This is a genomic window from Thalassococcus sp., from assembly GCF_982780845.1.
In genome coordinates, this window is the sequence record NZ_CEYADA010000012.1 from 71,033 (window position 1) to 82,922 (window position 11,890).

An 11,890-nucleotide genomic window follows, 5' to 3' on the forward strand; every position below is an offset into this window, starting at 1 on the left:
CGAAAAGCCTTATCTCCCACCTAATCCCTTGCGGGCGGAGTGAAAAGTGTGAGTTGACGCAAACTGCCCCTCTGGCACAGTTTCTGAGGTGTTGTGCGTCATTTTATCGGTGTTCTGTTCTGGTTTGTCATTGCCTCGGTCGCTTGGGCCGAGCCGGGGACGCTGTGCAGTTCGGGGACGTTCGGCCAAAAGGAATGCATCCGCCCCAGCCATTTTGCACATGACACCTGTCAGGCGATTGAGAAGTTTTCGGATCGCAACGGGCTGAATCCGCATTTCCTTGCACGACTTTTGTGGCAGGAAAGCCGGTTCGATCCCAACGCACTGTCCCATGCCAATGCCCGCGGGATCGCACAGTTTATCGACAGCACCGCAGCGTTGCGCGGGCTGAAGGACAGCTACAACCCCGCCATGGCGATCGAATTTTCCGCCCAGTATCTGGGCGAGTTGGTGCGCCGGTTCGGCAATGAGGGGTTGGCGGCGGTGGCCTATAACGGGGGCGAGCGGCGAGCCGAGGGGTTGATTGACGGTACCGGCGGTCTGGCTCGGGAAACCATTGATTATGTGCAAATCATCACCGGCCTGACGGCCGAGACGTGGCGCGATGCCCCCCCCAAGGCGCATGATTTCACGCTGCAAAAGGACGTGGCTTTTGACCGCGCCTGCCATGATCTTGCGCTGAACCGTCGGTTGACCGCGTTCAAACGGCCCGAGCCTGCGATCAAGCCGTGGGGCGTGCAGGTGGGGTTCGGGACGACCAAGGCCCATGCGCAGAGCAAGATCAAATCCCTACCCTCGGCCTGTCGGGTCAAGGTGACCAAGGAAAAAGTGGATTACCTGTCCGAGAAAAGCCGCGCATCGGCCAGTGGTCGCTATATCATTGCGCGGATCGGCAGGCCGGATCGCAACAGCGCGTGGACGCTCTGCGCGGAGTTGCGGAAATCAGGCTGTCACTGCGCCGTCTATGCGAACAAGTGATTAGATAGCAGCACTGTAGGTATCGGGCGTGGTGCGGGTCTGGCCCAGCTGAGCGGCCATGATCCGAACCAAGGGACGTGCCCATCGGCGCAGTGAAAGACGGTCGCCGTCGAAATCGATGGCTTCCGGGTATTCATCGGCAAGATGGGCCAACCATTGGCCCGCCGCCGGATAGGGATCGTGCAAGGCGGACAGCGATGCATCGAAGTAGCACATCAACTGTTCGATCAGCGCACCTCGAGCGCAGTCCTCGGGCGTCAGAACGACACCACGGGCGGCGGCCAGACGGCCTGCTTCGATCATGCCCTGATACATCGCCGTTGCGGGCTGGTTCTGGACATAGCCTTCGGGGTATTTCGAAATCGATGAGGCCCCCAGCCCGATCAGACGCGGCACGCGGTCATCAGTATAGCCCTGGAAAGAGCGCGCCAGTCGCCGGTCGATCATCGCGCGGGCCAGACCGTCGTGTGGTCGGGCAAAGTGGTCGATGCCCACCTGCAGATAGCCCTGCCCCAACAACAGCTTTTGCGCGCGTTCGAACAGATCAAAACGGGTTTCAGGATCTGGAAGCGCCTCGAACGGGATGACCACCTGACGTTTCGACACCCATGGCACATGCGCATAGCCATAAAGCGCAAGGCGCGATGCATTCAGTTGCAGCACCTGATCAATCGTCTTTTCAAGACTGCCCATGGTCTGGAAGGGCAACCCGTAAAGAAGATCGATGTTCACCTCGTCGACACCGGCCTCGGCCAGCATGTCGACTGTGGCGCGGGTTGTGTCGAACCCCTGTTCGCGCCCGATGGCCTTTTGCACACGCGGATCGAAGTCCTGCACGCCAAGGCTGGCGCGATTCATGCCGTAGCGGGCCAGAACATCGATGCGGGCCTTGTCCACCTCGGTCGGGTCGATCTCGACCGAAAACTCATCCAGATCGTCCAGCCCGAATGACCCGTGCAAGGCATCTAGCAATGCGGTCAGATAGTCTGGCGATAACAACGTAGGCGTGCCGCCGCCGAAATGCAGACGGCGCACGGTGACATCAACCGGAAGCTGTTCGCGCACCATGTCGATTTCTGCGATCAAGGTACGCACATAACGCTCTAACGGTGCATCTGTCTTGGTGCCTTGCGTGCGGCATGCACAGAAGTAGCACAACCTGCGGCAAAACGGGATGTGGATGTAGAGCGACACCTCGCTCCCATGTGGCGTGGCGGTCAGCCAGCTTTGGGTCGTCGCGACATCAATGTCACCCGAAAACCTATTTGCAGGCGGGTAGCTTGTGAATCTCGGGACTTTAGCGTCAAATAGCCCCAGACGACGAAGGTGCGTTTTATGTTCCATGGTGTTCTTGCTAGGGAACAGATCGACCACTTTCCTTGACCCAGATCAAAGGCACGCCATGAACACTGCAAAAATCGAATTTTCCGAGTGTGGTGATTGCCCGATCCGGCATCGTGCTGTTTGTTCCCGTTGCGAAACCGACGAGCTTGAGCAACTAAACAAGATCAAGTTTTACAAATCCTATCCCGCGGGCCAGACCATCGCGATCAGGGGCGAGCCGTTGCAGAACGTGGCCTCTATCGTGGCGGGCACAGCAACGCTGACACGGTCGATCGAGGACGGGCGCACGCAGATGGTGGGGCTTTTGCTGCCATCCGATTTCATCGGCCGCCCGGGGCGCGACACGTTGCAATATGATGTGACGGCGGTGTCGGATGTGACGCTGTGCTGCTTCCAGCGCAAGCCGTTTGAAAAGCTGCTTGAGGAACTGCCCCACGTGCGCGAACGGCTGTTGGAAATGGCGCTGGACGAGTTGGACGCGGCGCGGGACTGGATGCTTCTGTTGGGCCGCAAGACCGCGCGCGAACGGATTGCGTCGCTGCTGACCCTGATGGTCAAACGCACGATCCGCCCTGATGGCGAGGTCATGGGCAATTCCTCCCGCATCGAATTGCCCATCACGCGCGAAGCGATGGCGAACTATCTGGGCCTGACGATTGAGACCGTCAGCCGCCAGCTGACCAAGCTGAAGAACGACGGCATCATCGGCATCGAAGGCAAACGCGCCATCACCATCCCCGATCTGGGGGCCCTACTGGCCGAGACTGGCGATGATGAAGACGGCGGGATGATTGTTTGATTTTTCTCGCCTGAAACACTGTTTCTTGCGCTGATCGCCACCGGCGGCTAGCGTTCAACAAATTTAGAAATTGCGCTTGGCCTTTTGGTGTCACATTTGAGCGGAGCTATGCGCTCGGTAAATGTAATAGAGTGATTTTATATGCAGCTTGGAATAGCTTACAATTTTTTCAACGGTGAAGAGCATCTGCTCGCAAGCCTTCGAAGCGTTCGAAATTCCGCGAGCTACATTTGCGTTGTTTTTCAAGAGCTCTCAAACTCTGGCGAACCGTGTTCTGATTCCGCGCGTTCAGTGCTGCGAGAAGCCAAAGAGAGCAACCTCATCGACGAATGCGTGATGTTCAAGCCCGACCTGGACAAGCCGCGGGCGAACAACGAAACGCGAAAACGGCAAATCGGGTTGGACAGGTGTAAAACCAAACGCTGCTCCCATTTCCTTTCAATGGATGCTGACGAATTCTATCGAAAACAAGAGTTCGAAGAGGCCAAGGCTTTTCTTAAAAACAAGAATATTCACACCAGCACTGTCCCAAGTTTTTTTCACTTAAAAAGTCCGCAATACCGATGCCTCGACACAACGATGGTGCCATTCATCTGTAAAATCAATTTTCTGACAAGAACCGGCGCAGCACGTTATCCTGTTGAGATGACTGATCCTACGAGACGGATATGGAATTGGCCACGCCGTCATCATCTGTTCGATGAGAGTTCGATCGCTATGTATCACATGAATTTTGTCAGATCCGATTTTACCAGCAAATTCGCGAACACAAGTACGACGGACACAGCATTTCTGGACACCGTGAAAAACAAAATTCTATCGTGGAGTTACCCAGAGACCTTCGTCTTTCCAGGCAAGGGAGAGTATCAAATGGTTTGTGTCCCGAACGAGTTTTCGACTTACGATCCGCTGGAAAATGACTACAATGAAAATTGAAAGCGGTTCAAAAGTTTTGCTTCTGACCGGGCAGTTGTTTCAATGGGCAGGCAGCGAACTTGTTATCTTCGAGCTAGCCGAGGAGTGCATCAGACGAGGCGCATCCGTCACTGTTCATGCAAGCTATTCCCAACCTGATTTTTGTGCAAATCTCCATGCCATCGGAGTGCATTTCGAACCCGATTGCAAAGCAATCGGCCTTAGTGACTTCGATGTTGTGTATTGCCAACACCAAGTCATAACCTGCTTTCTTGATCAATTACTCGACATTCCTGCCGCCGAATTACCACTTATAGTCTTTGGGCATCTTTCTCCCTTTGCGGAGATTGAATTCCCCGGCCCTCAAATCGAGTCTTTGTTTGGCGACGCATTTCTGTGTAACAGCCAAGAAACTATGAGCAAAATGCGAGAGTTGGGCTTGGACCACACACGCCTGAGGTTGATGCCAAATCCTGCACCGGACGCGTTTTTTGCAGTACCGGTTAATGAGCGAATGTTAAGCCGTATTCTAGTGGTTTCGAACCATCTTCCAGACGAAGTTCGCTTAAGCTTCAAGTTACTAGAAGCCGACGGGGTTATGGTGACATTTGTCGGCTTACAAGGCACACGGGTACGCGTCACTCCTGAACTGATCGCAGAGCACGACGCGATCATTAGCATTGGCAAAACTGTCCAATATGCACTGGCCGCGAAACGCCCGGTGTACGTTTACGATCACTTCGGTGGGCCGGGCTGGCTTAACGAAGGTAATTTTACAAAGGCAGCAGAGCATAATTTTTCTGGCCGCTGCTGCAACCGAAAGATCACGGCGGAAATACTGAAGGATGAGATACGAAGCGGCTTCGATACGGCAGTTGCTGACCTGGATCGCCTTTCAAATCGAATAGAAGAATTCAGGCTTTCAAATTGGTTTGAAAAGTTTTTCGATAATATCGAAACCAGTAAGAGCCCTAGACACACAGCGCCCGACTTGTTCGACCCCGAAATGATTTTAGCACTTCGGCGAGAGTTTCACATGTTCGCCCAAGGTTCGCAAACTCGTGCCGAGCTTTTTCGAGTAATGCATTACATTCACAATACACCTCACCACCGAATATATAGAAAAGTCATGCAGTGGCTCGGACGCTAGCTTTGGGTTTGCACGCCTGACTGCGACCGCCCAAACAAAAAAAGCCCCCTCTCGCGGACGAGAAGGGGCAGTTTGACACACATCACCATTAAGCATGATTCAAAATCCCGTAACTTGACCTGAATCAAGGTGGCCCCAGCCCGATCCCTGCAAAAGCGGAGGCATCCAAGCCTGCGCGGGGGCTCCTCCCTCGTGCGATAACGAATCGGGGAACGCTATGTGGGGACTTACTAAAACCACCCTTTACGGCCTGATCGCCCTTTTCGCGGCTATTGCTGCGAACAAAGCTCATGACCTTGCCTACATGGTTCATGCGCTGATCATTATGGGTGTTTCGGCCGGTCTGTTTTTCTACGAGCTTAGAAAAGTAGACGAACCTAAACCGCTGGTCGATGCGAACGGCTATATGGACGGTGTCGTCCGTGCCGGTGCCATCGCCACCGCCTTTTGGGGCGTGACGGGCTTTCTTGTGGGCGTGTTCATCGCCGCGCAGTTGGCCTTTCCGGTCCTGAACTTTGAATGGGCCCAGCCCTTTACCAACTTCGGTCGCCTGCGCCCGCTGCACACCTCTGCGGTGATTTTCGCGTTTGGCGGCAACGCATTGATCATGTCGTCGTTCTACATCGTCCAGCGCACGTCCGGTGTGCGTCTGTTCGGTGGCAACCTCGCGTGGTTCGTGTTCTGGGGCTACCAGCTGTTCATCGTGCTGGCCGCAACCGGCTATCTGCTGGGTGCGACGCAGTCCAAAGAATACGCCGAGCCTGAGTGGTACGTGGATATCTGGCTGACCATCGTCTGGGTCGCCTTCCTTGTGGCCTTCCTTGGCACCGTCATCCGGCGCAAGGAAAAGCACATCTATGTGGCCAACTGGTTCCTACTGTCCTTCATCATCACCGTGGCGATGCTGCACCTGATCAACAACCTGAGCATTCCGGTGTCGATCTGGGGTTCCAAATCGGTTCAGGTCTTTGCCGGTGTTCAAGATGCGATGACCCAGTGGTGGTACGGCCACAACGCTGTGGGCTTCTTCCTGACAGCGGGCTTCCTGGGCATGATGTACTACTTCGTGCCCAAGCAGGCCGAACGCCCCGTCTACAGCTATAAACTGTCGATCATCCACTTCTGGGCGCTGATCTTCCTGTATATCTGGGCTGGTCCGCACCACCTGCACTACACCGCGCTGCCTGACTGGGCCTCGACCCTTGGCATGGTGTTCTCGATCATCCTGTGGATGCCCAGCTGGGGCGGCATGATCAACGGCCTGATGACACTGGACGGCGCGTGGGACAAGCTGCGCACGGACCCGATCATCCGGATGTTCGTGATCAGCCTTGCGTTCTACGGCATGTCGACCTTTGAAGGTCCGATGATGTCGATCCGCGCGGTCAACAGCCTGAGCCACTACACTGACTGGACCATCGGCCACGTACACTCGGGCGCGCTGGGCTGGAACGGCATGATCACCTTCGGTGCTCTGTACTTCCTGACACCGCGTCTGTGGGGCCGTGCCCAGATGTATTCCATGAAGGCCATCGACTGGCACTTCTGGTTGGCGACCATCGGCATCGTTCTGTACGCGGCGTCGATGTGGGTCACCGGCATCATGGAAGGCCTGATGTGGCGTGAAGTCGATGCGCAGGGTTTCCTTGTGAACTCTTTCGCCGACACCGTCAGCGCCAAGTTCCCGATGTACGTCCTGCGTACCTTCGGCGGGCTGCTCTATCTGTCCGGTGCGCTGATCATGGTCTGGAACATGTGGAAGACAATCCGTCAGCCACAGACAGACAGCACCGCTGTCGCGACACCTGCAGAATAAGGAGCTAGCAAGATGTCTGTCCTTAACAAACACGCCATCCTTGAACGCAGCCCGACACTGCTGTTCACGTTCTCCCTGCTCGTCGTGACCATCGGTGGCATCGTGGAAATCGCCCCGCTGTTCTATCTTGAGAACACCATCGAAGAAGTAGACGGCATGCGCCCCTACTCTCCGTTGGAACTGGCGGGTCGCGATATCTATGTCCGCGAGGGCTGCTATGTGTGCCACAGCCAGATGATCCGCCCCATGCGGGACGAGGTCGAACGCTATGGCCACTACAGCCTTGCGGCGGAGTCGATGTACGACCACCCGTTCCAGTGGGGGTCCAAACGCACAGGGCCTGATCTGGCCCGTGTGGGTGGGCGCTACTCGGACGCGTGGCACGTGGATCACTTCACAAACCCGCAGTCCGTCGTACCTGAAAGCGTTATGCCGAAATATGCCTTCCTTGCGGATACCAAGCTGGACGGCAAACACATCGGCGACCTGATGGAAACCCACCGCATGGTCGGCGTCCCCTACACCGATGAAATGATCACCGAAGCGCGGATGGACTTCCGTGCACAGGCTGATCCGGACTCGGATTGGGATGGTCTGGTCGAACGCTATCCGGGTGCTGTTGTGTCCAACTTCGATGGTCAGCCCGAACTGACCGAGATGGATGCGATCATCGCCTACATGCAGATGCTTGGCACGCTGGTCGATTTCTCGACCTTCACTGCCGACGCCAGCCGCTAAGGAGGTCACGATATGGATACGTATTCTTGGCTTCGTGAACTGGCGGATAGCTGGGTTCTGCTGGCGATGACGGCCTTCTACATCGGCGCGATTGTCTGGGCCTTCCGCCCGGGCAGCCGCGAGACAGATGCGCAGATCGCCGGCATCCCGCTTCGTAACGATATCGCCGCCGATCTTGACGCGGCACCAATGAAGGAGGACGCGTGATGTCCGACAATGCCAATCAAGACGCACAAGACGGCATCGGCACAACCGGCCACAGCTGGGATGGCATCGAAGAGCTGAACAACCCGCTGCCGCGGTGGTGGTTGTGGACCTTCTACATCACCATCATCTGGGGCATCGCCTATACCATCGCCTATCCGGCATGGCCGATGATCTCTTCGGCGACCTCGGGTGTGCTGGGCTATTCGACCCGCGCACAAGTGGCCGAAGAAATCGCGGCGGTGGATGCCCGTAACGCCGAAGTCGCAACAACGCTGGCGAACGCCGATCTGGCAACGCTGGCGCCCGAAGACCCCGCCCACCAATTTGGCGTCGCAGGTGGCGCGGCGGTCTTCCGGGCCAATTGTTCGCAGTGCCACGGCTCGGGTGCAGCGGGTGCCAAAGGTTATCCGAACCTTCTGGACGATGACTGGCTTTGGGGCGGTAGCCTTGAAGCGATCGAAGCCACCGTCCGTCATGGCATCCGCTATGAACCCGATGGCGACACACGGTTTTCGGAAATGCCCGCCTTTGGCGACTTTCTCGAAGCTGACGTGATCGAAGCCACCGCCGAATATGTTCTGTCGCTGTCCGGCGCAGTGCATGACTCGGCTCTCGCAGCGGCAGGCGAAGAAAGCTACGCCTCGAACTGCGCGGCGTGCCACGGTGACGATGGCAAAGGCAGCGTCGATCTGGGCGCGCCTGACCTGACAGATGCGATCTGGCTTTATGGCGGCGATCGCGAAACTGTTCAGGAAACCATCTCGAATGCCCGCTTTGGCGTGATGCCCGCATGGGGCCCGCGCCTGACCGAAGCGGAAATCAAAGCAGTGACTCTCTACGTCCACCAGTTGGGCGGCGGCGAGTAATTGTCCCATGAGGGGCCTTCGGGCCCCTTTTTCCCCACTGACCGGAGGCACGTCTCACACCTGTCTCCGGTTTTTTCGTTAAGGGAGGAAGCATTCATGACATCCGGCACCACTGGCACCACCCCGCAAAACCAACAGCCTCCGGCTATGCCGCAGCCCCAAACCGTCACCGCCGAGGACATCCGCGCAGCGCTGAAGGCCGGGTTTTCCGACTTCCTCGCTCGTCCGGTCATGAGCGGATTTTTCGGGCTGTTCTATGCGCTTTTCGGGATCTTCTTCGTCTGGGCGCTGTTGTGGATGGGCAAGATCTGGATGATCGTCCCCGGTGCCATCGCCTTCCCCCTTGTCGCGCCATTTGCCTGCGCCGGGCTCTACGAGATGTCCCGCAGGCTCAAGGCAGGCACCAGTTTCGGCTGGGTCGATATCCTGACCGTCATGGCCAATCAGCGCAAACGCGAGATGGTCTGGATGGCGTTCGTGACGCTGTTTATCCTGTGGGTCTGGTTCTATCAGTTCCGCACCGTGCTGGTGATCACCCTGCAACACGCCGCGTTCTCGGACCTTCAGGGTTTTTTCGAGGTCGTGCTGTTCACATCCGAGGGCTGGACCTTTGTCATCATCGCAACCCTTGTCAGTGCATTTCTGGCGACGGTTCTGTTTTCCGTCACCGTCGTCGCCATGCCCCTGTTGCTGGACCGCGAGATCGACTTTGTCACCGCGATGATCACATCCGTCCGCGTGGTGAAACGCAACCCCGTGGTTATGCTGGGTTGGGGAGCGATCATCGCCGTCACAATGACCCTATCCTTCGTCCCCGCCTTCATGGGCCTGATCTTTACCCTGCCCATTCTGGGACACACGACATGGCATTTGTACGAGAAGGCAGTCGCTCCGAAGATCGGGTCATAATTAGCGAACGACGCATCGCAAGTTTGTCAGTGCATCGTCGCCAGCGACAGCGCCCCAACGAACACAAGGCTTAGGGCCCAGACCAAGTCCAGATTGAACCAGCTGCGCGACAGCGCTTTCAGACCGACCCAGCGATAAACGACATAGGCGAATATACCGCCAGCGATCACCATCGACAGCGTGTGAGCAAGGGCCACTAGGGCCGCAACACCAGTGTTGCCTGACATTAAGCGTGCCGCCGCGGTGTGACCTGTGTCCGTTCCAATCGTCTGGCAAATGCCAAGGTAGATCGGGACCAACATCAGCCCTGCCCCGTGCGCCATGGCCGCAAGAAAAGACCACAGGGCCAGACGCGATGGCGGCACACGCGCCAGAAACCTCGGATGACGCCGATTGAACAACAGGTAGATGCCCAGCGCGATCACCAAGAGCGCGGCCCCGATCCGGATCGGATCCTGCCATTCGGCCAGAAACATCAGCGCACCGAATGGTAGCAAAACAGCCACCATGGCCAGAAGATGCCCCAGCGCCAAAGCGCCCAGCGCACGCCACAGGCTGCTGCGGCGGCGGTCCATCAAGGCCGCAGAGACAGCCAATGGCCACCCCATGCCCGGATTGACCCCGTGATACAGGCCAGAGACAACAACGGCCCCCCAGAGGGCCGTTGCGGTAGATGTGTCAATCATGTTCAGGCGGAGGGGTAGCAGAAGCTGTCTGTGGAACAGTCCCCGCCTTCCAGCCGGATCTGGTGGCTGCGATAGCCATCAGGGAACTCGACGTAGAAATCCTCGGCCAGTGTCAGACCGCCGTTTTCGCCCACATGCGCCATAACCATCTGGCCACCTTCGTCGTCGGGGTAGAACTGGTCATCCCACGTCGAATACAATGAGTTCGTCCAGTAGACGCGTTTGCCGTCGCAGCTGATCTCGACCATCTGCGGACCGTAGGCAAAGGGCTTGCCGTTAGGATGTTTGGCCCCGCGCGCAATGCCACCCAGTTCGACCTTGCCGGTCAGTTTCGGATTGAATGGATCGCTGACGTCGTATTGGTGCATCTCGCCCAGGCCCCAACAGGCGACGTACAGGTATTTGTCGTCCAAACTCAGGTCGATATCGGTGACCAGCGGAGGGACGGCCTCAAACCCTTGCAGCAGCGGCGGCAGGTTTTCTGCCTTTTCGGGGCGTGGATCGATGGTGATGACCTTCTTGGCGTCGAATGTTCCGTCTTTCTTTTGCCACCACGTAAAGATCGCGCCTTGCAGGTTGGTTGTGTCGACGACGACACCGCAAAAGCCGTAATCCTTGGACGGATCATGCGCAGGACGGATTTCCAAAGCCATCTGATGGTTTGCACCCAGATCGATGGTTTGGACATTCTTCCGCTCACGCAGCTTCCAGAAGTGGATTTTGTGGCCGTATTTGTTGCTCAGCAGATCCTCGGCAACGATGCCGTTTTCGAACTGCGGTGGCAGGCCCCATTCAGAGGAGACCATGTAATCGCGCGGCAGGTTCCACCAGAAATCATAGTGTTTGTCCTGCTCGCCACGGTCCATTTCGTAGCGCCCCAAAACCTCGAAGGTTTCGCAGTCCATGATGAAAATACCCGGAGGTCCGTCAGTGCCATCTTCGCCACCGCCACCCAGCGTGCTGACGTAGATGCCTTCGGGTCCACAGTGGATTGTGTGGGGACGGGAATAGCCTGTTTTCGAAAAGACTTCTTCGGGTTCAATAATCTTATGAATTTTCGCCTTCAGCGGCTCTTTGACGTCGATCACGTAAATGCGTGACGACCGGATGCCGGGAACAATCAAATATCGCCGTTCAAGAAAGGCATGGCCCGACAACGGTGACAGAGACGAGGAACAAGCGTTCCAGCCGAAGTGATGAAATTCATCGCCCTTGTTCGGCATGATGACCTGATGAACGATCTGTCCGTAGGTCTTGGAATTCGGGTCGACATCGACCACCGCCACACCATCGGGCTGGTTTCCGTCGGGGGACAACATCAGCGTAAAGGCCAGCGTTTCTGCCGGCGCCTCCATCGCCAACTTCGGGGTCGCGTGGAACGTTGGGTCCGGTCTTAGATTCATGGTTTCTCCTCCCTATGAACTATTATCGTTTTAACTTTCGTGCTTCTGTCTCTTTCTTTTTGTGTTCAGTTTTCCAACT

Annotated in this window: 12 protein-coding genes; 9 read left to right on the forward strand and 3 right to left on the reverse strand. The window is 56.7% G+C overall.

Annotated elements, in window-relative coordinates; all coding sequences use genetic code 11:
- Positions 1 to 93 precede the first annotated feature (93 nt).
- Positions 94 to 978 carry a lytic transglycosylase domain-containing protein gene (locus AC4FIA_RS13690; RefSeq protein ID WP_490366321.1) on the forward strand — a complete coding sequence of 295 codons (885 nt, stop codon included), beginning with the start codon at positions 94 to 96 and terminating at the stop codon, positions 976 to 978.
- On the opposite strand, the gene hemN is transcribed toward AC4FIA_RS13690, so the two are convergent.
- Entirely contained in the window at positions 979 to 2,322 is a 1,344-nt protein-coding gene (hemN, locus tag AC4FIA_RS13695) for an oxygen-independent coproporphyrinogen III oxidase (protein ID WP_490366322.1), read from the reverse strand.
- A 58-nt stretch (positions 2,323 to 2,380) separates the two neighbouring features.
- Here hemN and fnrL point away from each other — a divergent pair, with 58 nt between their 5' ends.
- The 8 genes from fnrL to AC4FIA_RS13735 all read left to right on the forward strand — a co-directional run bounded on the left by fnrL (position 2,381) and on the right by AC4FIA_RS13735 (position 9,722).
- Complete coding sequence (gene fnrL, locus AC4FIA_RS13700; protein ID WP_287474894.1) at positions 2,381 to 3,121, forward strand: transcriptional regulator FnrL; 741 nt, start codon at positions 2,381 to 2,383, stop codon at positions 3,119 to 3,121.
- 141 nt (positions 3,122 to 3,262) lie between these two features.
- The gene (locus AC4FIA_RS13705; protein WP_490366323.1) at positions 3,263 to 4,057 is read left to right on the forward strand and encodes a hypothetical protein; all 795 of its coding nucleotides are present in this window, start codon (positions 3,263 to 3,265) and stop codon (positions 4,055 to 4,057) included.
- Positions 4,047 to 5,186, forward strand: a complete 1,140-nt coding sequence (locus tag AC4FIA_RS13710) for a glycosyltransferase family protein (RefSeq protein ID WP_490366324.1) — start codon at positions 4,047 to 4,049, stop codon at positions 5,184 to 5,186. Before AC4FIA_RS13705 ends, AC4FIA_RS13710 begins: the two co-directional genes overlap by 11 nt.
- Before the next feature lie 217 nt (positions 5,187 to 5,403).
- Complete coding sequence (gene ccoN / locus AC4FIA_RS13715; protein ID WP_490366325.1) at positions 5,404 to 7,002, forward strand: cytochrome-c oxidase, cbb3-type subunit I; 1,599 nt, start codon at positions 5,404 to 5,406, stop codon at positions 7,000 to 7,002.
- A gap of 12 nt (positions 7,003 to 7,014) precedes the next feature.
- On the forward strand, positions 7,015 to 7,740 hold the full coding sequence (gene ccoO, locus AC4FIA_RS13720; RefSeq protein ID WP_490366326.1) for a cytochrome-c oxidase, cbb3-type subunit II: 726 nt from the start codon (positions 7,015 to 7,017) through the stop codon (positions 7,738 to 7,740).
- A gap of 12 nt (positions 7,741 to 7,752) precedes the next feature.
- On the forward strand, positions 7,753 to 7,947 hold the full coding sequence (locus tag AC4FIA_RS13725; RefSeq protein ID WP_103910901.1) for a cbb3-type cytochrome c oxidase subunit 3: 195 nt from the start codon (positions 7,753 to 7,755) through the stop codon (positions 7,945 to 7,947).
- Positions 7,947 to 8,813: a cytochrome-c oxidase, cbb3-type subunit III gene (gene ccoP / locus AC4FIA_RS13730; protein WP_490366327.1), complete on the forward strand. Its 867-nt coding sequence runs from the start codon at positions 7,947 to 7,949 to the stop codon at positions 8,811 to 8,813. The genes AC4FIA_RS13725 and ccoP overlap by 1 nt, the downstream gene beginning before the upstream one ends.
- A 96-nt stretch (positions 8,814 to 8,909) precedes the next feature.
- Positions 8,910 to 9,722: a DUF2189 domain-containing protein gene (locus AC4FIA_RS13735; RefSeq protein WP_490366328.1), complete on the forward strand. Its 813-nt coding sequence runs from the start codon at positions 8,910 to 8,912 to the stop codon at positions 9,720 to 9,722.
- A 26-nt stretch (positions 9,723 to 9,748) separates the two neighbouring features.
- Here the strand turns inward: AC4FIA_RS13735 and AC4FIA_RS13740 are convergent, their stop codons facing one another.
- Both AC4FIA_RS13740 and AC4FIA_RS13745 read right to left on the reverse strand, forming a co-directional pair.
- Positions 9,749 to 10,408: a hypothetical protein gene (locus AC4FIA_RS13740; protein ID WP_490366329.1), complete on the reverse strand. Its 660-nt coding sequence runs from the start codon at positions 10,406 to 10,408 to the stop codon at positions 9,749 to 9,751.
- Between the two features lie 2 nt (positions 10,409 to 10,410).
- Positions 10,411 to 11,811, reverse strand: coding sequence for a selenium-binding protein SBP56-related protein (locus AC4FIA_RS13745; RefSeq protein ID WP_490366330.1), 1,401 nt, complete (start codon positions 11,809 to 11,811; stop codon positions 10,411 to 10,413).
- Between the last annotated feature and the right edge of the window lie 79 nt (positions 11,812 to 11,890).

Bases quoted from the DNA above. Each gene is read 5' to 3' on its own strand.
- hemN (WP_490366322.1), bottom strand. From the start codon at position 2,322: ATGGAACATAAAACGCACCTTCGTCGTCTGGGGCTATTTGACGCTAAA.
- fnrL (WP_287474894.1), top strand. From the start codon at position 2,381: ATGAACACTGCAAAAATCGAATTTTCCGAGTGTGGTGATTGCCCGATC.
- AC4FIA_RS13705 (WP_490366323.1), top strand. From the start codon at position 3,263: ATGCAGCTTGGAATAGCTTACAATTTTTTCAACGGTGAAGAGCATCTG.
- AC4FIA_RS13710 (WP_490366324.1), top strand. From the start codon at position 4,047: ATGAAAATTGAAAGCGGTTCAAAAGTTTTGCTTCTGACCGGGCAGTTG.
- ccoN (WP_490366325.1), top strand. From the start codon at position 5,404: ATGTGGGGACTTACTAAAACCACCCTTTACGGCCTGATCGCCCTTTTC.
- ccoO (WP_490366326.1), top strand. From the start codon at position 7,015: ATGTCTGTCCTTAACAAACACGCCATCCTTGAACGCAGCCCGACACTG.
- AC4FIA_RS13725 (WP_103910901.1), top strand. From the start codon at position 7,753: ATGGATACGTATTCTTGGCTTCGTGAACTGGCGGATAGCTGGGTTCTG.
- ccoP (WP_490366327.1), top strand. From the start codon at position 7,947: ATGTCCGACAATGCCAATCAAGACGCACAAGACGGCATCGGCACAACC.
- AC4FIA_RS13735 (WP_490366328.1), top strand. From the start codon at position 8,910: ATGACATCCGGCACCACTGGCACCACCCCGCAAAACCAACAGCCTCCG.
- AC4FIA_RS13740 (WP_490366329.1), bottom strand. From the start codon at position 10,408: ATGATTGACACATCTACCGCAACGGCCCTCTGGGGGGCCGTTGTTGTC.
- AC4FIA_RS13745 (WP_490366330.1), bottom strand. From the start codon at position 11,811: ATGAATCTAAGACCGGACCCAACGTTCCACGCGACCCCGAAGTTGGCG.